The 21,366-nt window shown below is 60.6% G+C and carries 21 protein-coding genes; 9 read left to right on the forward strand and 12 right to left on the reverse strand.

The genetic code is table 11. The features are described 5' to 3' along the window. Positions 1-174: 174 nt before the first annotated feature. Both KIT10_14775 and KIT10_14780 read left to right on the forward strand, forming a co-directional pair. Positions 175-345, forward strand: coding sequence for a hypothetical protein (locus KIT10_14775; GenBank protein ID MCW5900526.1), 171 nt, complete (start codon positions 175-177; stop codon positions 343-345). Then, positions 332-706, forward strand: coding sequence for a type II toxin-antitoxin system VapC family toxin (locus KIT10_14780; GenBank protein ID MCW5900527.1), 375 nt, complete (start codon positions 332-334; stop codon positions 704-706). Before KIT10_14775 ends, KIT10_14780 begins: the two co-directional genes overlap by 14 nt. A gap of 74 nt (positions 707-780) precedes the next feature. Here the strand turns inward: KIT10_14780 and KIT10_14785 are convergent, their stop codons facing one another. Further along, positions 781-1,623 carry a T9SS type A sorting domain-containing protein gene (locus KIT10_14785; GenBank protein ID MCW5900528.1) on the reverse strand — a complete coding sequence of 281 codons (843 nt, stop codon included), beginning with the start codon at positions 1,621-1,623 and terminating at the stop codon, positions 781-783. Between the two features lie 144 nt (positions 1,624-1,767). Between KIT10_14785 and KIT10_14790 the strand changes: the two genes are divergently transcribed. Then, a complete protein-coding gene (locus KIT10_14790; GenBank protein MCW5900529.1) occupies positions 1,768-2,190 on the forward strand; it encodes a hypothetical protein in 423 nt (140 codons plus the stop codon). 527 nt (positions 2,191-2,717) lie between these two features. Beyond that, the gene (locus KIT10_14795) at positions 2,718-3,287 is read left to right on the forward strand and encodes a Crp/Fnr family transcriptional regulator (protein MCW5900530.1); all 570 of its coding nucleotides are present in this window, start codon (positions 2,718-2,720) and stop codon (positions 3,285-3,287) included. Positions 3,288-3,340: 53 nt separating this feature from the next. Here the strand turns inward: KIT10_14795 and KIT10_14800 are convergent, their stop codons facing one another. Continuing rightward, positions 3,341-3,853: a hypothetical protein gene (locus KIT10_14800; protein MCW5900531.1), complete on the reverse strand. Its 513-nt coding sequence runs from the start codon at positions 3,851-3,853 to the stop codon at positions 3,341-3,343. A gap of 474 nt (positions 3,854-4,327) precedes the next feature. On the opposite strand from KIT10_14800, the gene KIT10_14805 reads away from it, so the two are divergent. The 4 genes from KIT10_14805 to KIT10_14820 all read left to right on the forward strand — a co-directional run bounded on the left by KIT10_14805 (position 4,328) and on the right by KIT10_14820 (position 11,608). Further along, positions 4,328-7,849 carry a methylmalonyl-CoA mutase family protein gene (locus tag KIT10_14805; protein MCW5900532.1) on the forward strand — a complete coding sequence of 1,174 codons (3,522 nt, stop codon included), beginning with the start codon at positions 4,328-4,330 and terminating at the stop codon, positions 7,847-7,849. A gap of 179 nt (positions 7,850-8,028) precedes the next feature. After that, entirely contained in the window at positions 8,029-9,597 is a 1,569-nt protein-coding gene (locus KIT10_14810; protein ID MCW5900533.1) for an ATP-binding protein, read from the forward strand. A 20-nt stretch (positions 9,598-9,617) separates the two neighbouring features. Next, positions 9,618-10,613, forward strand: coding sequence for a DNA cytosine methyltransferase (locus KIT10_14815; protein MCW5900534.1), 996 nt, complete (start codon positions 9,618-9,620; stop codon positions 10,611-10,613). Continuing rightward, a complete protein-coding gene (locus tag KIT10_14820) occupies positions 10,613-11,608 on the forward strand; it encodes a hypothetical protein (protein ID MCW5900535.1) in 996 nt (331 codons plus the stop codon). The genes KIT10_14815 and KIT10_14820 overlap by 1 nt, the downstream gene beginning before the upstream one ends. A gap of 303 nt (positions 11,609-11,911) precedes the next feature. Here the strand turns inward: KIT10_14820 and KIT10_14825 are convergent, their stop codons facing one another. The 7 genes from KIT10_14825 to katG form a co-directional block, all read right to left on the reverse strand. Then, on the reverse strand, positions 11,912-12,412 hold the full coding sequence (locus KIT10_14825) for a hypothetical protein (GenBank protein MCW5900536.1): 501 nt from the start codon (positions 12,410-12,412) through the stop codon (positions 11,912-11,914). Continuing rightward, positions 12,409-12,819 (reverse strand): helix-turn-helix transcriptional regulator, encoded by a 411-nt coding sequence (locus tag KIT10_14830; GenBank protein ID MCW5900537.1) that lies wholly within the window; start codon positions 12,817-12,819, stop codon positions 12,409-12,411. Before KIT10_14830 ends, KIT10_14825 begins: the two co-directional genes overlap by 4 nt. Next, positions 12,816-13,322: a hypothetical protein gene (locus KIT10_14835; GenBank protein ID MCW5900538.1), complete on the reverse strand. Its 507-nt coding sequence runs from the start codon at positions 13,320-13,322 to the stop codon at positions 12,816-12,818. Before KIT10_14835 ends, KIT10_14830 begins: the two co-directional genes overlap by 4 nt. Before the next feature lie 402 nt (positions 13,323-13,724). Beyond that, on the reverse strand, positions 13,725-14,087 hold the full coding sequence (locus KIT10_14840) for a hypothetical protein (protein ID MCW5900539.1): 363 nt from the start codon (positions 14,085-14,087) through the stop codon (positions 13,725-13,727). 405 nt (positions 14,088-14,492) lie between these two features. Next, positions 14,493-14,870, reverse strand: a complete 378-nt coding sequence (locus KIT10_14845; GenBank protein ID MCW5900540.1) for a transcriptional regulator — start codon at positions 14,868-14,870, stop codon at positions 14,493-14,495. Further along, positions 14,860-15,180: a type II toxin-antitoxin system HigB family toxin gene (locus KIT10_14850; GenBank protein ID MCW5900541.1), complete on the reverse strand. Its 321-nt coding sequence runs from the start codon at positions 15,178-15,180 to the stop codon at positions 14,860-14,862. The genes KIT10_14845 and KIT10_14850 overlap by 11 nt, the downstream gene beginning before the upstream one ends. A gap of 281 nt (positions 15,181-15,461) precedes the next feature. Continuing rightward, the gene (gene katG / locus KIT10_14855; protein MCW5900542.1) at positions 15,462-17,651 is read right to left on the reverse strand and encodes a catalase/peroxidase HPI; all 2,190 of its coding nucleotides are present in this window, start codon (positions 17,649-17,651) and stop codon (positions 15,462-15,464) included. Positions 17,652-17,962: 311 nt separating this feature from the next. Between katG and KIT10_14860 the strand changes: the two genes are divergently transcribed. Continuing rightward, positions 17,963-18,889, forward strand: coding sequence for a class I SAM-dependent methyltransferase (locus KIT10_14860; GenBank protein ID MCW5900543.1), 927 nt, complete (start codon positions 17,963-17,965; stop codon positions 18,887-18,889). 153 nt (positions 18,890-19,042) lie between these two features. Here KIT10_14860 and KIT10_14865 read toward each other — a convergent pair whose 3' ends face one another. From KIT10_14865 to KIT10_14875, 3 genes are read right to left on the reverse strand one after another with little or no spacing between them, the layout of a single operon-like run. After that, a complete protein-coding gene (locus tag KIT10_14865) occupies positions 19,043-19,870 on the reverse strand; it encodes an SDR family oxidoreductase (GenBank protein MCW5900544.1) in 828 nt (275 codons plus the stop codon). A 52-nt stretch (positions 19,871-19,922) separates the two neighbouring features. Further along, on the reverse strand, positions 19,923-20,939 hold the full coding sequence (locus KIT10_14870; protein ID MCW5900545.1) for a zinc-binding dehydrogenase: 1,017 nt from the start codon (positions 20,937-20,939) through the stop codon (positions 19,923-19,925). Positions 20,940-20,980: 41 nt separating this feature from the next. Next, positions 20,981-21,334, reverse strand: a complete 354-nt coding sequence (locus KIT10_14875; GenBank protein MCW5900546.1) for a hypothetical protein — start codon at positions 21,332-21,334, stop codon at positions 20,981-20,983. Positions 21,335-21,366: the final 32 nt, after the last annotated feature.

The following is a 21,366-nucleotide window of genomic DNA, read 5'->3' on the forward strand; positions in this document are numbered from 1 at the left end:
GGTAGGAAGGATACGCGCACGAAGAACGAATGTACGGAGGAGACGAGTGGGGTGGGGGGAACGCTGCTCCGTCGTAACCGTTGCCAAGAACTTCGGTGTTCAACGCCGGCAACTGGTCTGGGCCCGGCGATCGACGCCGGAGCGCATGTGTACCTGACGATCTATCTTTGAAGCATGGTCGTCATCGTCAAGCGGAACACCCCTCGAAAGAGCCTGAAGGCCCTGCTGAGGAAAGCCAGGACGAAGAAGGCGAAGGGCTTCGATGCCAAGCGCTTCAACGGCGTGTTGAAGCTGAAAGGCGATGCCGTGAAGGTGCAGCGTGCCCTCCGTGATGAATGGAACTAACGTCCTGCTCGATTCGAACATCGTTCTCTACCTGCTGAACGGGAGCGATGAACTGGAGGACCTCCTTCAGGGCACCAACATCTTCCTGTCGGTCATCACCAAGGTGGAACTGCTAAGCCATCCAGCGTTGGATGCTGCGGGTGAACAAGTGATCCGTGAACTGCTGGCCCAGACCACGATCATGGAGTTCGCGCCGGATATCCAGCGGCGTGCGGTGGACCTTCGCAAGCGGTACAAGCTGAAGCTGCCTGATGCCATCATCGTGGCCACGGCTTCGTTCCTGAACGTGCGCTTGATCACTGCCGACAAGCGGTTCGCGAAGTTGAAGGACGAGGTGGAAGTGCTGCTGATCGAACGGTAAGGAGACCGGTGCGGGACTAGGCAGGCTGCACCTATTGTTCCGTCGGGTGGCGTCTAAGGGCGATGTGTTCGGCCCTAATGCTCCTTTACCCACGTCGCGCCCATCACCGCGCCCTGCTCGTTGCGCAAGGTGATGCGGTATAACCCGGCGGGTAGTGCTTCCGTGGCGATCACCGGCCGGGCATCGGCGGTGCGTTGGTGCAGCACCGCGCGGCCCGTGGCATCGAAGAGGGTGATGCTGTGGGGGCCGGGCGGGAGGGATAGGGTGAAGTGGGTGGTGCCGGGGTTGGGGTACACGACGAGCAACACACGGTCATTCGCTTCTTCCATTCCGACCGTACCGACGAACGCCAGATCATCCACCTTGACGAAGCTGCCCGCTACGGGAGCACCGAAGTTGATGCTGGACACGATCTGGATGTAGGCGGTGTCGGGTGTTCCGGTGCTGAAGTAGGTCAAGGGGACCTGGAATTGCTGCCAGTTGGCAAGGCTTCCTGTCACTTCGAGGGTGCCAAAAGCGATCGGTGTTCCACTGCCGCCATTATTCAATGCCACTATGATCTGTGCAGTGTCGTTGGGCTGGACGCCATACTGCCACTGCCCAGTGAGCATTGCGGGGCGCGCTGTGAAGGGGAACCCGGCGTTGGTGCCGGACATGCCTGCTGATGTCCAACCTTGTATGGGAAACCCACCACCCACGGACTGACGGGTTGTGATCACCACGTGGAAGTTACCCGGGTTGCCCGGTGTCCCTTGCTCCACGGTCGCACCACCCACGGTCGGGACATCATTGTAGGTGAGCCAACCCACCGGTTCAAGGTAGCCGCCCTGGTCGGCCCAGTTCTCGAAGCCGCCATTGGGGATCTGGGCGGTGGCCAGCTGTGGAAGGACGAGAAGTGTGAGTATGAGACCTCGCATGATGGCCGAATCTACTGAAAGGACGTGCGTGGTCGGTTGAATGCTGCTTCTTTCGTTGAGGGTAGCGGTAGTCCTGTGAAGTCCAGGATGAATACCTGTTGGATCGGCGGTTCCCCCTCTTCCTCCACCAGTACCTTCGCGCCCATGCCGAGCTCCATGTTGCACGGTTCCCTGACCGCGCTATTCGTTCTACTTGGCGCGCATCCCTCGGATGCACAGCAGCTATCCGTGCATGCGGGTCGGCTTGATACGTTCCTCCCGGGAGTGGCCCGGCAGGAGGACGGCGGTTCATATTTCCGTCGGGGCGAGATCATTGAACTGGAGGTCAAGATCGATGCAGTGATCGACTCCATCTCCATGCTGGAAGGCAGGAGATTCATCGTGCTCAGCAGACCAGTGAAAGGGCGGTCGGATAGCTGGCGGGACGGTGTGCACATCTTCGCCGAGTGGCGTTACTACCAGATCAAGCCCCGTAAGCGTGGCCGGTTGGTGGTGCCTGCGATGACCGTGTATAGCTGTGGCATCGCGTACCGGACCGAGCCGTTGGAACTGGTGATCGGGAGGTGAGGTTTCCGCCAGGGATGGAAGCGGCAGCTTGCCGGTGGCGCTGGACCGGACAAGGCAACTACCGCGAACAGCCCGTTAAGGCGGCCAGATCGAAAGTCTCAAGTCACATGACCCAAGTTCCAATTTGTCAAGGTTCGCGGACACGGTTCCCCTTCGGTCTTCAACCTTGTGTCTTGACCATTGGGTCTTGCCTTCATCCCGGCAACTTCGCTTCCATGTCCACGACTTTCGTCCAAGCGCTGCCTTGCGTTCCGAGGAGCACGATGCGTGTGGTGACGGCTTCGTCCCTGTTCGACGGCCACGATGCCGCCATCAACTTTCCCGCGTAGGCGGGACTTCGTTCAGCTCAGCATGCCTGGGATCATCCAGAGCAAGGCCCAAGGTGAAGCAGATGCGGGATCTCTTCCATCGATGGGGGACGATAGGTCCGAAGCAGGGCGGACCACTCGCTTGAAAACACTTAGCTTTCCATCGCCAAGCCGGGCAGGTTCGTTCGTGCACAGTCACCGGTCAGGTTGATGGGAGGCATGGATTTCATACACCTCTATCGGCATCTCGTACAGGATCAAGCGGCCACCCTGGAAGCCTTGCCATTCGAGGTCCGTAAGGTTGACATCAAGAAGGGGGCGGTCATTACGGCCTATGGCGCGGTCGAGAAAAGGGTCTATTTCATTCGTAAGGGGATCATTGAACTGAGCATCGAAGATCCGACCGCGGAGAAAGTGATCGATTTCTACTTCGGGGATGAAGTGGTCACCTGTCTCACGTCCTTTCTCCTGCAGACACCATCCGACGTGCAAATGACGGCGTTCGCGGACTGCGAGCTGGAATGCTTCGATCATGACGAGGTGTATACCAAGTATCCCACGTCACTTGAGGTCAACAAGCTGGGCCGTGTTCTTGTTGAACAGGCTTACCTGCGGAAAGCCCGCAGGGAAAAGGACCTGTTGAGCAAGACAGCCGAAGAAATGTACAAGCAGCTTATTGAGGAACATCCCGACTGCGTCAAGCTGATCCCTGTGAACAAATTGGCCCGGTATCTTGGCATACATCCGGAGAGCCTGAGCCGCATCAGGAGGAGGATGGTCCTGCATTAGGGATCACCCTGCGGTCACGTGTGCGATCGACGCGTTCTTCCGGCTGCCGCGATCTAGAACTGGACCCTGACCCCCACGTTGATCAGGAACCCGTTCGAGTAGATCGGTTTTCCGGGGATCTCATCCGCTCTTGCTCCGGTTCCCACTCCCCCGGCCTCGATGAAGTAGTTCATGTGTTCATCCAGGAAGAATTCGAACCCGAACAAGCCATATCCGCCGAACACGACCGATCGCGTTGAGAATTCCTCGGATGGGAACAGATAGATGGCGCCGCCTTCTCCGTAGACGCGCATGCGATCCCCCAGCTCGCCGACCGTTTGGACGAAGCCCAATGACAGGTTGGAATATGAGGACCAGGTCGTTTCGGAAGCACCGTTCAGGTGTTCGTTCCAGAGCACATTCCCCCGGAGTCTCACCGCTGTCTTCTTGTGGGCGAAGTACGGACTGGTCAGGTGGAGTCCGATGCCGAAGTCCTTCTGATGTTGCCCCACCTGGCCACCAATTCCAAAGCCGTTGCGGACACCATCCTGCGCTTGCGTCGGTGACGCGAGCAGCACGACGATCATGGATATCCCGATCTTCAACATATGCCTTGATGTGTGGATCATTCCTATTGTGACCAGGGCTATCGGAACTTCAAAGAGTTTCATGGGATGAGGCTTCGTTTCGTGTTGCTATCGGCGCGCAAAGAGATACCATGTACAGCTGATGCGCACTTGACCTGGGTTAGGAAAGAAGGTCATCGTCCCGGAGTGTTCGGCCGGGTTTCGACCCACGGACGATCTTCTCTTCGGGGCGGACAGATTTGCGCGTCAGGGTGCGGTGTAGGGCAATACGGATAGAGTCCTGGATCAGGGCCGGGGTGATCTCCCAGCCCCGCTTGCGTCCAGATCATCGCACCCTTTCACCGCGTACTGGTATTTTCGCCCTATGTCCGTAGCCACCGTTGCCCCTTACGTCCCCAAGCACAAGACCTGCCTGCCGGCAGGCAGGTCCGCGTCGCTCGTGTTGTCAATGTTGCTCAATCTTCTCTAGGTCTCATGTCCACGTTCGTGCAAGCTCCTCCATACGTTCCGAAGCACAAGATCCGTGTAGTAACAGCGGCGTCGTTGTTCGATGGCCACGATGCCGCCATCAATATCATGCGGCGGATAATCCAGAGCACCGGCGCCGAGGTGATCCACCTGGGGCACGACCGCAGCGTGGAGGACGTGGTGAACACCGCCATCCAGGAGGATGCACACGCCATCGCCATGACCAGCTACCAGGGCGGGCACAGCGAGTACTTCAAGTACATGTTCGACCTGCTGAAGGAAAAGGGGGCTGGTCATATCAAGATCTTCGGTGGCGGCGGCGGGACGATCCTGCCCGAGGAGATCAAGGACCTGCACGCCTACGGCATCACGCGGCTCTACCATCCGGATGACGGTCGTGCGATGGGCCTCCAGGGCATGATCAACGACATGCTCGAAAAGGCCGACTTCGACCTGAGTGATCAGGTGAACGGCGAAGCGAAGAAGCTGAGCCCGCAGAACTGGCCGGCCATCGCGAAGCTGATCAGCACCGCGGAGAACCACCCGGAGGTGTTCGGGAAGATCGCCGACGAGATCCACAAGAAGGCCGCCACGAACAAGGCCCCGATCCTGGGCATCACCGGTACGGGCGGGGCGGGCAAGAGCAGCATGGTGGACGAGCTGATCCGCCGCTTCATCCTCGACCAGCCCACCAAGACCATCGGTGTGATCAGCGTGGACCCGAGCAAGCGCAAGACCGGCGGCGCGCTGCTGGGCGACCGCATCCGCATGAACAGCATCCGCGGCGAGCGCGTGTACATGCGCAGCCTCGCCACGCGCCAGAGCAACCTCGCGCTGAGCAAGCACGTGAAGGAGGCCGTGAGCATCCTGAAGGCCGCGGGCTTCGACCTGATCATCCTGGAGACCAGCGGCATCGGCCAGAGCGACACCGAGATCCTGGACCACAGCGATGTCTCGCTCTACATCATGACGCCGGAGTTCGGCGCGGCCACGCAGCTGGAGAAGATCGACATGCTCGACTTCGCCGACGTGGTGGCCATCAACAAGTTCGACAAGCGCGGCGCCCTCGATGCCCTGCGCGACGTGAAGAAGCAGTACAAGCGCAACCACCAGCTCTGGGACGCCAACGACGATGACCTGCCCGTGGTGGGTACCATCGCCAGCCAGTTCAATGATCCCGGTACCAATTCGCTCTACGCGAAGCTGATGGCCAAGATCAAGGAGAAGACCGGCGTGCAACTTGATTCCTCCTTCCACGCGCACGACGAGATGAGCGAGAAGGTGTGGATCATCCCACCCGCGAAGAGCCGGTACCTGAGCGAGATCTCGGAGAACAATCGGAGGTACGACGAACGGGTGCGTACCCAAGCCGCTATTGCGGATCAACTCTATGGGCTGTACTCGGCTGTCATCACCTTCGGTGGACCGGATCTGTTGGAAGAGGGTAAGGGAGGTGGGGGAGGTAAGGAAAGCGAGGGAAGAGTCCAACCTCCATTACCTCCTTCACCTCCCTCACCTGAGCTCTCCTCTCTCACCAAGAAGTTCGAAGAGCTACGCAAGGACCTGGATCCGCACTTGTGGTCAATGCTCCAAGGCTGGAAAGGAGAGGAGGAGAAGTACGGCGGCGAGTTCTACACCTACCTCGTTCGCGGCAAGGAGATCAAGGTGCCCAACCACACCGAGAGCCTTTCGCACCTGAAGATCCCGAAAGTGGCGCTGCCGAAGTTCCGCAGCTGGGGCGACAAGGTGCGCTGGGCCATGCAGGAGAACACGCCCGGCTTCTACCCCTACACCGCCGGCATCTACCCCTTCAAACGCACCGGCGAGGACCCCGCGCGCATGTTCGCCGGCGAGGGCGGACCCGAGCGCACCAACAAGCGTTTCCACTACGTCAGCCAGGGCCTGCCCGCCAAGCGCCTCAGCACCGCCTTCGATAGCGTCACGCTCTACGGCCACGATCCCGGCCGCCGTCCGGACATCTACGGCAAGGTGGGCAACAGCGGCGTGAGCATCTGCTGCCTCGATGATGCCAAGAAGCTCTACAGCGGCTTCGACCTCAGCGCGCCCACCACCAGCGTGAGCATGACCATCAACGGTCCGGCGCCCATGTTGCTCGGCTTCTTCATGAACGCAGCGATCGACCAGAACTGTGAGAAGTACATTCTTGCCAACGGCCTGAAGTCCGAGGTGGAACGCAAGATCCGGGAGCGGTGGGAAGCTGCTGGCTCCTCGCCGCTGGCTGCTGGCCGCTCAAATGCGGATGCGAGCGGCCAGCAGCCAGCGGCCAAGGGCCAGAGGCCGCGTTATCATGGCGAGATTCCCCAAGGCAACGACGGTCTGGGTCTGCTCCTGCTCGGTATCACTGGCGACCAGGTGCTGCCGAAGGACGTGTACGAGAAGATCAAGGCCGAGACCCTGCAGAGCGTGCGCGGCACCGTGCAGGCCGATATCCTGAAGGAGGACCAGGCGCAGAACACCTGCATCTTCAGCACCGAGTTCGCGCTGCGGTTGATGGGCGACGTGCAGCAGTACTTCATCGACAAGAAGGTCCGCAACTTCTACAGCGTCAGCATCAGCGGCTACCACATCGCGGAGGCCGGCGCCAACCCCATCAGCCAGCTCGCCTTCACCCTGGCCAACGGCTTCACCTACGTGGAGTACTACCTGAGCCGGGGCATGGACATCAACGCCTTCGCGCCCAACCTGAGCTTCTTCTTCAGCAACGGCATGGACCCCGAGTACGCCGTGATGGGCCGCGTGGCGCGCCGCCTCTGGGCCAAGGCGCTCAAGCACCGCTACGGCGCCGACGAGCGCAGCCAGATGCTCAAGTACCACATCCAGACCAGCGGCCGCAGCCTCCACGCGCAGGAGATCGACTTCAACGACATCCGCACCACGTTGCAGGCGCTGTACGCCATCTACGACAACTGCAACTCGCTCCACACGAACGCCTACGACGAGGCCATCACCACGCCCACCGAGGAGAGCGTGCGCCGCGCCATGGCCATCCAGCTCATCATCAACAAGGAGCTCGGCCTGGCCAAGAACGAGAACCCGTTGCAGGGCAGCTTCATCATCGAAGAGCTCACCGATCTGGTGGAAGAGGCCGTGCTCACCGAGTTCGACCGCATCACCGAACGCGGCGGCGTACTCGGCGCCATGGAGACCATGTACCAGCGCAGCCGTATCCAGGAGGAAAGCCTCTACTACGAGACGCTGAAGCACACCGGCGAATACCCGATCATCGGCGTGAACACCTTCCTCAGCAGCAAGGGCTCACCCACCATCCTGCCGAAGGAGGTGATCCGCGCCACCGAGGAGGAGAAGGAAGCGCAGATCGCCACGGTGGAGAACCTGCGCGCGGCCTACAGCGAGGAAGCGTCGAAGGCGATCAAGGACCTGCAGCAAGCCGCCATAAGGAATGAGAATATGTTTGAGGTCCTCATGGAAGCCACGAAGTACTGTTCGCTTGGACAGCTCACTGCTGCTATGTTTGAGGTTGGCGGACAGTACAGAAGGAATATGTGATGAGGAGCATGCTGAGCAAAGCGAAGTCCCGCCGTAGCGACCGTGGCCGAGGTACGAGGCCTACGGACGCTAGAGCGGGATTCGCCGTGCTCATGGAAGCGTGCAAGTACTGCTCACTAGGGCAGCTCACCGAGGCGATGTTCGAGGTGGGGGGGCAGTATCGGAGGAACATGTAAGTGATGAAGTACTCACGATCGGGCACTGACGAGAGGAACTTCAGTTGGTTCAGAAATGATCCATCCAGGGCCTCTTTGCACAGAATTGAGCTGACACAGGGCAGGATACGAGGGCTTGACCCGTGCAGAATCGATTTTGAATACCCCATTTCGGCCTTCGCTGGAAGAAACGGTTCCGGCAAGTCGACAATCTTGGCAATAGCAGCGTGCGCTTATCATAGCCGAGCAGAAGCCTTTAAGCTTCCTCATAGGAGGACACCTTACTATACGTTCTCGGACTTCTTCGTGCAGTCGGCAGAAGAGGTATATCCCGAAGGCATTGAGATTCGGTACTCCATGTTCTACAACCGATGGAAGAAGACCGCCGCAATGCCTGATGGAGTGGGTGTGGGATGGCAACGCCGATGGAAAGGGAATGGCGGGAAGTGGAATGACTATGCGAGTCGGCTGAATAGAACAGTCATTCACTTTGGGATCGACCGAGTGGTGCCACATTACGAACGTAGCGCATACATCTCCAGTAGAGGCAAGTTCACGCTGGCAAAGCCGGCTGGTTGGGAGGACCAGGTGCGGGAGATTGCGAGCAGAATCCTTGGAAGGAACTATACCAGCATTGAGTACAAGTCATATCTCAAGTACAGGTTGCCCATCGTTGGAGTCGGTGACTATGTGTATTCAGGGTTCAACATGGGTGCGGGGGAGAATGCCGTCTTCGAGTTACTCACTGCAATCTTCTCGTGCGGGGAAGGCATGCTCATCACGGTTGATGAGATTGAACTGGGTTTGCATGAAGAAGCACAGACAAGGTTCATCAATGAGTTGAAGGAGCTTTGCTCGCAGAGAAAGATCCAAATCATATGCACAACCCACTCATCCGTGGTGATGAAGTGCTTGCCACCGGAGGCTCGATTCTATGTTGAGAGCCTGACGCACTCAACAATCGTCACGAAGGCCATTAGTCATAGATATGCGGCTGGCAAGATGGCCGGCGAGAACAGTGCTGAAATTGACTTGTTCGTTGAAGATGACATTGCGAGGACTTTGGTTGGTCTCAGCCTGACCAATGCGGTTAGAAGTCGTTCAAATGTTCTACCTATTGGCTCGGATTCCGCAATCGTGAGGCAGATGGCAGCACGGTTCAAGAACCTGAAGGAGGGCGAGTTTTATGCCATACTTGATGGTGACAAGGAAGCTCTGCATTCTACCCTCCGCACCAACTTCCTGAAGCTGCTTGAAACAGTCACCGACAAGAAAGCGGCTGAGAGCTGGTTCGATGAAAGAGTCAGTTATTTGCCGGGAGGAACTACCCCGGAGAAGTGGTTGGTTGAGGTAGGTTTTGACAAGGCTGGTGACAAGATTGCGGAGGCTCTTTCTGTCGATGAGGCAACAATGGAGCAGATTGCTTCCATAGGCAAGAATGCAGCTGCGCACCGAGAATTCTATGAGATTGGGAGATTACTGAACGTGGACAGCAGTGCAGTGGTTCAGGTATTTACCGCAGCTGTGAAACAGGAGATTCGAACCACGCTGGAGCCAATCGAAGTGCGAGTACGACAACTGATTGATAACTGATGCTGAGTTACGTTGAAGAGATGAACCGGCTTCTGCGGCCGCGTCACGATGAAGAGGCTGTGGTGCTGGACCTTTTCGCGGGCTGCGGTGGCTTGGCCTTGGGTTTCGAGGCCGCTGGCTACAAGACCATCGGCTTCGAGATGAACGGACCGGCGGCTATGAGCTACCGCCACAACCTGGGCAGTGAGTGCTACGCCGTGAAACTTGAGGTAGGTTTCGACTTTCCACAAGCCGACATAGTGATCGGTGGGCCGCCGTGCCAACCATTCAGTGTGGGCGGTAATCAGCGCGGGATCGAAGATGCTCGCGACGGCTTCCCCATCTTTATTGATGCGGTGAAACGGCTTCAACCTAAGGTCTTCATGTTCGAGAACGTCCGTGGCTTGCTGTATGCCAATAAGTGGTACTTCGAGCTTATCCTGGATGAGTTCGCCAAACTAGGCTACCTCGTGGATTACAAGCTCCTGAACGCTGTACACCATGGTGTTCCCCAGAACCGCGAGCGGCTCTTTGTTGTGGGCCATCGGTCGGAGTTCCACTTCCCGGCCAAACAGAAGCATAAGATCACAGTAGGTGAGGCCATCGGCGACCTGATGCACACAGCTCCACCCGAGAGCAAGTTCTTGAACGCTGCTATGGATGCTTATGTTGCCAAGTACGAGAAGGCCTCGCATTGCATCAACCCACGCGACCTCTACGCTGACCGTCCGGCGCGCACGCTCACCTGCCGCAATCTCGCAGGCGCTACCGGCGACATGCACCGGGTGCGTTTGCAGGATGGCCGACGCCGTCGCGTTATCGTTAGAGAGGCAGCTCGTCTTCAGAGTTTCCCCGACCACTTCGAGTTCAAGGGCAACGAAACGCAGCAGTTCAACCAGATCGGAAACGCTGTACCTCCTATGCTGGCCTACCACATGGCCCAAGCGATCAAGGCGTGCTACGACCTTCCTGCTGAAGATGCCAAAGTGATCAAGCGGAGCAATGTGAAGGCGAACCGTGAGCTAACGTTGTTCTGATGAAAGACTATCTGGCCAAGGCGAAGAAGACGCCGAAGACGAAGCAGCGGATCAATGCCGCGTTGGAGATCCTTGATGCAGTAGGCATTCCGGTGGACGATATGCCAGTACTCCGAAGAATGCGAATGGCAGAAGCCATCCTTGCGCTTGCGGATGTTCTCGATGATTGGTCGCAGGCCAAGTGCGCCGACAATGGGCATTTCCTGACCACGCGTGGAATCATCAAGGTCGTGAACCCACGCTTCCAAGAGAAGATCTCGTCAGGATCTTACGACGATATCCGCAGGAAGGACTTGAAGTTGCCTCGCCTTGCAGAGCTTGTTGTGAATAGCGGCGAAATGAAAGGCAGTGCGACGAATGATTCCACGCGCGGCTATGCGCTGTCGTCTGAGTTCGGTGCTTTGGTCAGAACTTATGGCACAAGCCAGTGGTCAAAGCGGCTGGCGGCTTTCATGAAGAACAGGCCCTCGTTGGCTGAGCAGTTGCAGCGCAAGCGTGAGGTCAAGCGCATTCCTGTCATACTGCCAGGCGGCAAAGAGCTTGCGTTCTCCTTGGGCAAACACAATGAACTCCAGAAGGCGATCATCGAAGAGTTCTTGCCCATTTGGGGGCATGGCGCGGAAGTGCTCTACGTCGGCGACACATCGAAGAAGCTGTTGCACATCGAGCGTGAAAGACTGAAGGAGTTGGGGTTCTTCGAGCTTTCACATGATGAGTTGCCTGATGTCATCGCCCACAGTAGGTCGAAGAACTGGCTGTACGTTATCGAAGCCGTGCATAGCTCCGGACCGATAAGCGAGGTACGCCTCATGGAGTTGAAGAAGCTGCTCAAAGGATGCAAAGCGGGCATCGTGTACGTGACGGCGTTCTTGACGCGCAAGAAGCACGCGAAGTATGCCGATCAGATCGCGTTCGAGACCGAGGTCTGGACGGCTGATTATCCGGACCATCTTCAGCACATCAACGGACCAAGGTTCCAAGGTCCTTATGCCTGAATAGGCTCTTAGCGGGTGGGCCTTGCGTGTGCTTCGCGTGACAGATTGGAGCGGCACTCTACGCCTCCGAAGGCTTTCCCGTCTTCGGGCCCCTAAGCCCTTCACCGATCGGCCCTCAACCAAGGCCTATGAACCTACCGGCCTCAAAGCCTTCCCGCTCCGCGGCTTATAGCCCATCCTCCCACCAGCCAGCCCAAATCACTGCATTCGGCAACTCAAAGCCCATCGCTTCGCGCCTCTGCACCGCTGGCCCAAGAACCCAGCCTTTGGCTTTTCCGGCTGCGCCGGCCAATGGGCCAACGCTTACCCCTTCTTACCGGGAGCGCTCGGCCCAGGGTTCGCGAGGTCCTTGGGGGAGATCACCGGTAGGATGACCCCATCGAAGAAGGTGCCCCGTGTGCGTTCCAGGATAATGCCGCGGGCGGTACTGTAGAGGATGCCCATGATGGTGGCCACCAACTGGCCATCGATCACGGGGTTGCCGTGCTGCACGCCTTGCTTGAAGTCGTCCAGGTCGTCCACACGCACTTGGAAGTCCAGTACATAGGAGGAGGAAAGGCCGATTGGCCGGGCATCCTTGTCCTGCCCTTCCAACTCTATGGTGAGGCGCACGAGGAAGAGCTTCTGGGCATCGTTGATGCGCGACACCTGGTGCTGCTGCACCTTCACGAGCTCTGGCCGGACGGGGACTTGCAGGTAGGCGTCACTGGCGTTAAGCGCACCCTTCACCAAGGACACGCCGAGGATGTGGATCCTGGTCGGATCTGGAACAGGGCGCTTGGGTGTGGGGTCCGCTTTGCTCATGCCACCAGTTTCATCCCGTTGTTCGCCTTGCCCACGTTCATGGGCTCGGCATCGGTGCAGCTTTCCATGGAGAAGTGCTTGCGCGATGGAGTGGCATAGGCCGGTACCGGGACCATACGCACATCGGGCAGCATATGCTTGGCTTGCTCCGGCGTGATGGTGATGTCGGCCCCGAGGGCTTCCTCCATCTTCACGATGCTCTGTTGCGTGAGGTTGTGCAGGCCGCTGAGCCACTTGCTCACTTCGGCCGGGCTCTTGCCCATGCGTTCGGCCAGGTCCTTCTGCGTAAGGCCCTTTTCGGCCAGCAGCAGGCGCACCTGTTCGCAGATGGCGAGGTTCTTCGCCACCATGCGTTTGGTCTCGGGGCTGATGCGTTCCCGCATCCGTTGGATCACGCTCTTGCTCATACCGCTAACTCTAGATCTTCATCGAACTCCAACCGGTCTCCTTTCGCGTTCAGCTTGATGTCCCCTTCTCTGATCGCCTTGTCAATGGCCAGTGCCAGCCGGTTGGCGCGCTCGAAGTGGGGTTTGACAGTGGTGCATTCCTGGGCCGTTGCGGCCGTCTTCACTCCTCCGTTGAACAGAAAGACCACATGGTCGCTGATGCGCATGCAATACAGGCGCAGATGCTTGTGTTGCACCATGCGCAGCTTTCGGCTTGGTGGGGGCAGGGCGTGTGCCCTGCGTTCGGGCCTGAAGTAGTCCGCCCGTGCACCGACACGGGTGCCGATCTCTTGGAGCCACCAGAAGAGCTCGTCCAGCTCTGTCCTGATGTTCTCATTGTGTTCATGGCGTTCCAGAAAGTCCTCGAACTCCGTGTTGTCCCTTCCTTCCAAGCGCACCGAGTAGTAGGTGACCCGCTTGAAGCAGAACTCGCCCAGGCGTTCTATGGATACAAATGTATTCACTTATAAGTTAATTGCAAAGGAAAGGTTTCAACCGGTGTTCATAAGGGTGAGTTTTCCACGATCAAGAACGGGGCTGATCAGGCCTTGACCGTGAGCAAGATAGCCATGGTTAAAAAGCGTGAGCGGGCGAAGCGGCAGCCCGGCGCAGGAGGGCCTTGCGGATGCGTGCAACGAGGAGGCACGACGAAGGAGTGACCCCGCAGTGCCGCAGCCGCTGGGCCTGACAAGTCCGGCTACAGCGCAGCACGCGACCCCGAGGACCCTGAGCGCAGCAGAGCGGAGCCGAAGGGTGCGAGGGGGCACGCCCAAACAAACCTCGCCCAGCACTCCATCACACAATCACCCCCGGCACCATGCCTGCGCACGGTCCGGGGGTGTGGTATGGTGGCCCTTCGCCAACGCTCAGCGGCGCGCGAGGTCGAAGCGGTCCAAGTGCATCACCTTGTGCCAGGCGGCCACGAAGTCGCGTACGAACTTCTCCTTGGCGTCGCTGCTGGCGTACACTTCGGCCAGGGCGCGCAGTTCGGAGTGCGAGCCGAAGATGAGGTCGGCGCGGGTGGCGGTGTACCTGGGTGCACCGGTGGCGCGGTCCTTTCCTTCGAAGGTCTCCTTGGTGTCGGAGGTGGGCTTCCACTCGGTGCGCATGTCCAGCAGGTTCACGAACCACTCGTTGGTGAGGGCATCGCGGGTGCTGGTGAAGATGCCGTTGGCGGAACCGTCGTAGTTGGCGTTGAGCGCGCGCATGCCGCCCACCAGCACGGTCATTTCCAGACCGCCGCAGGGTCTCCCGTCTTCGGGGACCCTGCGCCCTCCACCGATCGGCCATCAACCAAGGCCCAAGGACCCGCTGGCCTCAAAGCCATTCCGCTCCGCAGCTTAATGCCCATCCGCGCACCAGCCAGCCCAAACCGCTGCCTTCGGCAACCCCAAGCCTCTCGCTTCGCGCCGCCAAACCGCTGGCCCAAGAACCCAGCCTGTGACCTTTCCGGCTGTGCCGGCCAATGGGCCCATGGCCACCGGGCTGCTATGCGTGATCACAAGCGCATCATCCCCTTCATCACTGCCCGTGCCTTCTCAAGTTCCAAGGTGCCAGCCTGCGGCTGGAAGCCCGAATACCTGGAGTGGCATCGGGAAGTGGTGTTCGGGAAGTGGTGTTCGGGAAGTAGGCTTTCAGGCCACCTTCACCTTGTACTCGCGGATCAGCGTTTCGGCCGGGATACGCAGGTGCTTGTGCAGGGTGCGGATCATGCTGAGGCTCAGCTTGCGCTTGCCGTTGAGTATCTCGCTACGGCGTTGGCGGGAACCGAGCCATTTGTCCAGGTCCTTTTCGCTCAGCCCCATCTGGTCCAATCGGAACTTGATGGCCTCGATGGGTTCGGGCGGTGGCACTGGGTAATGGATGTCCTCATAGTCCTCCACCACCATGGTCAGGAGCTCCAATTCATCGGCTTCGGGGCTGCCATCCTTGGGGTCAAGGTCGAAAAGCTCTTCGATACGCAGCAACGCCGCCTTGTGCTCTTTTTTTGTGCGGATGGGCTTAACCTTCATAGCGCAGCGTGGTTACGTCCACTTTGTCATACTCGGCGAGGGTCATGATGCGGATGACATAGACCACACCGTTCTTCGTGGAGGGTTTCTTGTAGCGCACACGTGCCACCAAGCGGAACGCATTGCCCTTGATGTTGAAGACCAACCGGTCCCCTCCAACAAATGACACTGTCGGGAAGGTCCTCTTGATATCCTCTGGAGTGGCCCATGTTTCCTGCTTCACCAGATCATGCCATGCGCGTAAGGGTTGCAAGGCCTGCACGTGCCTCTTGCCGTACCGTTCAAGTGTTTCCTTGGCGATGATCCGCATGCGAAGATACGGCGAATGTAACCAAAATGGTTACAGGTCAGTGACGGGGTCTTGAGTGGAGCGTCAGTGCGTGACGGATCGCAGCGGCACCCCGCAGCGAGGTACGAGCGAGGAGCATAGCGGAGAGCCGGACCCCGAGGACCCTGAGCGTAGCAGAGCGGAGTCGAAGGGTGCGAGGGGGCACGCCCCAAAGACCACCACGCCCTCCCCCAAACAAACACCCCCGGCACCATGCCTGCGCACGGTACCGGGGGTGTGGTGTTGAGGCCTTGCGCCAACGCTTAGCGGCGCGCGAGGTCGAAGCGGTCCAGGTGCATCACCTTGTGCCAGGCGGCCACGAAGTCGCGCACGAACTTCTCCTTGGCATCGCTGCTGGCGTACACTTCGGCCAGGGCGCGCAACTCGGAGTGCGAGCCGAAGATGAGGTCGGCGCGGGTGGCGGTGTACCTGGCAGCACCGGTGGCGCGGTCCTTTCCTTCGAAGGTCTCCTTGGTGTCGGAGGTGGGCTTCCACTCGGTGCGCATGTCCAGCAGGTTCACGAACCACTCGTTGGTGAGGGCGTCGCCATTGGCGGTGAGGATGCCGTGCTTGGAGCCGTCGTAGTTGGCGTTGAGCGCGCGCATGCCGCCCACCAGCACGGTCATCTCCGGCGCGGTGAGGGTGAGCAGCTGGGCCTTGTCCACCAGCAGTTCCTCGGTGGAGATGGTGTAGCGCTTCTTCAGGTAGTTGCGGAAGCCGTCGGCCATGGGCTCCAGCAGGGCGAAGCTTTCCACATCGGTCTGCTCCTGGGTGGCATCGGTGCGGCCGGGCGCGAAGGGGATGCGCACCGGGTAGCCGGCGTTGGCGGCGGCCTTCTCCACGGCGGCATCACCACCCAGCACGATGAGGTCGGCCATGGACACCTTCTTGTTGCCGGCGCTGGCGTTGAAGTCGGCCTGGATCTTCTCCAGCGCGGCGAGCACCTTCTGGAGCTGTGCGGGGTTGTTCACCTCCCAGTCCTTTTGGGGTGCCAGGCGGATGCGTGCGCCGTTGGCCCCGCCGCGCCGGTCGGAGTGGCGGTAGGTGGAGGCCGATGCCCATGCGGTGCCCACCAGTTCGGGGATGGTGAGGCCGGAGCTGAGGATGGACTTCTTCAGGCGGTCGATGTCGGCGGTGCCGATGAGGGCGTGGTCCGCAGCGGGGATGGGGTCCTGCCAGATGAGGTCCTCAGTGGGTGCTTCGGGGCCGAGGTAGGTGCTGCGCGGACCCATGTCGCGGTGGGTGAGCTTGAACCAGGCGCGGGCGAAGGCCTCGTCGAAGGCGCCGGGGTTCTCATAGAAGCGGCGGGAGATCTTCTCGTACACGGGGTCCATGCGCAGGGAGAGGTCGGTGGTGAGCATGGTGGGCTTGTGCATCTTCTCCTTGTCGAAGGCATCGGGCACCATCATCTTGGGGTTCTTGGCCACCCACTGGTGCGCGCCGGCGGGGCTCTTGGTGAGCTCCCATTCGTTCTCGAAGAGGTTCACGAAGAAGAGGTGCCCCCACTTGGTGGGGGTGGAGGTCCAGATCACTTCCAGGCCGGAGGTGATGGCATCGGCGCCCTTGCCGCTCTTGTAGGTGCTCTTCCAGCCGAAGCCCTGCTCCTCGATGCCGGCCGCTTCGGGCTCGGGGCCCACGTGGCTGGCAGGGCCGGCGCCGTGGGTCTTGCCCAGGGTGTGGCCACCGGCGATGAGGGCCACGGTCTCCTCGTCGTTCATGCCCATGCGGCCGAAGGTCTCGCGGATGTCCTTGGCGGCGAGCACGGGATCGGGGTTGCCCTTGGGGCCTTCGGGGTTCACGTAGATGAGGCCCATCTGCACGGCGGCGAGGGGCGTTTCCAGATCGCGTTCGCCGGAGTAGCGCTTGTCATCGGACAGCCACTTCTGCTCGGCGCCCCAGTACACATCGGTCTCGGGTTCCCACACGTCCTCGCGGCCACCGGCGAAGCCGAAGGTCTTGAGGCCCATGTCCTCCAGCGCCACGTTGCCGGTGAGGATCATGAGGTCGGCCCAGGAGATGCTCTTGCCGTACTTCTGCTTGATGGGCCAGAGGAGGCGGCGTGCCTTGTCGAGGTTGGCGTTGTCGGGCCAGCTGTTCACGGGTGCGAAGCGCTGTTGCCCGGCGCGCGATCCGCCGCGGCCGTCGCCTGAGCGGTAGGTGCCGGCGCTGTGCCAGGCCATGCGGATGAAGAGACCGCCGTAGTGGCCGTAGTCGGCGGGCCACCAGTCCTGCGACTCGGTGAGCACCTTGCGGATGTCCTCCTTCAGGGCCTTGTAGTCCAGCTTCTGGAAGGCTTCGGCATAGTTGAAGTCCGGACCCATGGGATCGGAGAGCGAGGAGTTCTGCCGCAGGATGCCGAGGTCGAGGCGGTTGGGCCACCAGTCACTGATGGCGGTGGCGCGCGCGTTGGAGGGGCTCTTCATGGTGGCCCCGGAATGGCCGTCGGCGGTCATGTCCTTGTTGGCTTCGGGCTTGTCCTGCGAGCAGGCGGCGAGGAGGGCCGTGAGGGCGAGGAGGGAGGCTGTGCGTGAAAGGATGCTCATGGGTCGAGGAATGGGGTGGCGAAGGTATTTGCCATGGAAGGGCTGGTAGGTGATGATGGTCACGTGCTGGGGGTGATGGAGGAACACTTCGGCTTTTAGCGTTGGCGCATTCCGCCCCGACCCAGACCGCTCCTGGTGAAAGGCCGACATGACCTTCTCCGAGCCCACGCTTACCTTGCCCGCCCCGCCCGCACACCGCTGGTGATAATTGGATCCTCCCCATGGCCGACCAGCAGGAACTCGACGCGCACTACACCACCATGGACAAGATCTTCCGGCTGAGCCTGGGAGAGAAAGGGGCGTACAGCGGTGCCCGGTTCGATGGCGACTTCTCCCTCACCCTGGAGCAGGCGCAGGAGCGCAAGCATCGCTTCATCATGGAGCATTGCAACATCAAGCCGGGCGACAAGGTGCTCGACATCGGCTGCGGCTGGGGCGCCTTCATCGATTTCCTGAACAAGCAGGGGGTGCACACCACGGGCGTGGTCCTCGCCGAAGGGCAGGCCATCGCGTGCCGCAAGAACGGCCTCAACGTACACCACATGGACAGCAAGGACATCACCCCGGAGACCTTCGGGAAGTTCGATGCGGTGTGCGCCATGGGCAGCCCGGAGCACCTCTGTTCGGTGGAGGAGTACCGCGCGGGCAAGCAGGAGGAGATCTACCGCACCTACTTCAAGCAGGTAAGCGACCTGCTGCCGGTGGGTGGCCGCTTCTACTGCCAGACCATGGTGTTCGGCCCGAACATGGTGAACTTCGAGGACATCAAGTTCGGCAAGACCAACGTGTGGAAGAACCGCAAGAGCTACAGCGGCGAAGAGCTGATGGACCTGGTGTGCGATGTGTTCCCCGGTTCATGGCTGCCCTATGGACAGGAAGGGATGACGCGGCCTGCCAGCGAACACTTCAAGCTGATCCATGCCGACAGCGGACGCCTGGACTACATCGAAACGATCCACCGCTGGACGGCGGCCTTCAACAAATTCCACCCGGTGAAGTACCTGCTCTATGCCTCGCTGCTGCCGAAGCTCTTCAGCAGCGACTTCCGCAAGTGGGTGCGCCGCTACCAGATCGCGCCCAACCTGCAGGTGTTCGAGCGCGAGATCTTCGAGCACTACCGCATGGTGTTCGAGAAGGTGAGGGACTGAACGGGAGGCGTTGCCCGGTGCCGCCAACCTCCCGGCCTGCCGACCAGGGGTCGATCACACCCTGCGCCCCCGGATAGCTATGGCCATCTTCGATCCTGCCTTCTTCTCCTTGCGCCGCGAGGCTCCGTCGAGGAGCAGGTGCCCGGCTTCCTTTCAGCCATAGTGCTTCCACAGCATCCCCTCGAACCAGGTGCCGGGGAGCAAGCGCTTCAGGGCCACGCTGAGCCGGGCGATGCGTTGCGCGGGACGGTACATGTGTGCCGGCCGCCTGGATCCCACGATGCGCACCACCAAGACGGCGCATTCGTCCGGGTCGCGGCACATGGTCTCGTCCTTGTGCAGGGTATCCATGCTGCGCGCATAGGCTTCGCCGTAGGCATCGCTTGGTGCATCGGGTCGCAGGCGGTCGCGGCCGATGTTGGTGCGGTAGCCACCGGGTTCCACCACGGAGACATGGACACCGAAAGGCCGCAGCTCCATGCGCAGGGCCTCGCTGTAGCGCTGCACTGCCGCTTTGCTGGCGCTGTAGAAACCGCGGAAGGGCAGGCCGTAGTTGGATATGATGCTGCTGATGTTGACGATGAGCCCCGATCTCCGATAACGCATGTGGGGCAGCACGGCGTCGCACATGTGGTGCAGGCCGAAGAAGTTGGTGTGGAAGGCGCGCATCACCAGGTCGTCGTCGAGGTCCTCCACGGAGCCCTGGATGCCTACGCCGGCGTTGTTCACCAGCACATCGATGCGGCCATGGCGTAGCAACACGTGGTCCACGGCACGTCGCACGCTGGCAGGGTCCATCACATCCAGTTGGATCAACTCCCAGCCCATCGGCTCGAAGTCCGGCTTGCGGCTGGTGCCCACCACGGTGTGCCCGCTTTCCGCCAGGCGCCAGCAGAAGGCGTTGCCCAGCCCGCTGCTGCCGCCGCTTACCAGGATCACCTTGGGTCTTGGTCCATGCATCCCGTCCGGTGCTTCCACCATGGACAAGGTATCGATCCCGACGGAAGTAGCTTGAACAGATGTGGCAAGCCGCCTACCAGCGCACGGCCACCTTGCCGATGGAAGCGCCACTGCCCAGCAGCTCCAAAGCATCGGCCAACCCCTGGCCGGCGAAGCTGCGATGCGCCTGCGGTCTCAACCAGCCTTCGGCATGGGCCTGCGCCACGCCCTGCAGGCAGGCGGCGATGAGTTCCGGCTTGTGCTCGCTGATGCGCAGCATGTTCACGCCCACCAGGCTCTTGCTTTTCATCATGAGGAAGATGGGCACCACCAGGCCCATGCGCCACACGAAACGCAGGGTGCCGAAGAGGCCGCCTTCGCCGCGTTCGCTGCCGCCGAAGAGCATCAGCGCACCGCCGCTGCCCAACAGCCGCAGGTCCTTGCGGAAGGTGGATCCGCCCACGGCATTGAAGCTGGCATCGAGTTTCTCGCGGCCCAGCAGCGCCTGCAGCTGCACAGCATAGTCGCCCTTGCGGCGGTCGATGGGGTGCTGCGCGCCGAGTTTTTCCAGGTAGGCCATCTTCTCCGGCCCTGAGGCCACCGCGTACACCACGCAGCCCGCATGCACGGCGAGCTGCACCAGCAGTTGCCCCACACCTCCCGCGGCACTGTGGACCAGCACACGTTGTCCTGGACGCAAGGGCCGTGCGATCATGGCCATGTACCAGGCGGTGCAACCCTGGGTGGCCAGTGCCGCGGCCTCGGCCAGCGGAACGTCATCGGGGACCACCGCCAGTGCGCGGTGGTCGGTCACGGCCAGCTCGGCATAGCCACCGAAACGCGTCATGGCCACCACGCGCTTGCCCAGCAGGCCGGGGGGTACTTCAGCCCCTGCGCGCTCCACGCGCCCCACCACCTCATAGCCGGGCACGAAGGGCGCCTTCGGGGCATCGCGGTACAAGCCCTTCACGGCCATCACGTCGGCGTAGTTCAATCCGAAGCCTTCGCAACGGATCAGCACCTGCTTCGCTTCCGGATGCGGATCGTGCACATCCTGGAGGGCCATTGATGTGCGCGGCTCGCCATACTTGGTCAGTACCCAGGCTTTCATGTGGGGAAGGTAGGCCGGGGTGGACGAAGGACCAGCGCGGTTCAGGCCAGCCTGCCTCGGCGGGACATTGTCCCGTGCAGCAGGTACAGCACGCCGGGCAGCAACATCAACAGGAACCTCATCTGCATCAGATCGGGCCGCAGGAGGAAGAGTGCCACCAGACTGCCGATCGCGATCGTGCCGCCCAGGAGTTCCCGCTTGTAGGCGAGCGCCAGCCCGATGATGGTGCACACCGGGAAGAAGAGGAAGGCGATGAGTTCCCTGTTGTTGCTGAAGCGCATGCCGTTGGGGCCGTTGGCATCGCCGGTGAGGTGGCCGATGAGCATGAAGAGCAGGAAGGCGAGCAAGAGGGTGCCCGAGATGCGGGCCGCCCAGAGGATCACGCGTGCGTTCATGTCCGAAAGTTGTCACCCGGACCGCGTTCCAC

Source organism: Flavobacteriales bacterium (genome assembly GCA_026129465.1).
Taxonomy (GTDB): domain Bacteria; phylum Bacteroidota; class Bacteroidia; order Flavobacteriales_F; family PHOS-HE28; genus PHOS-HE28.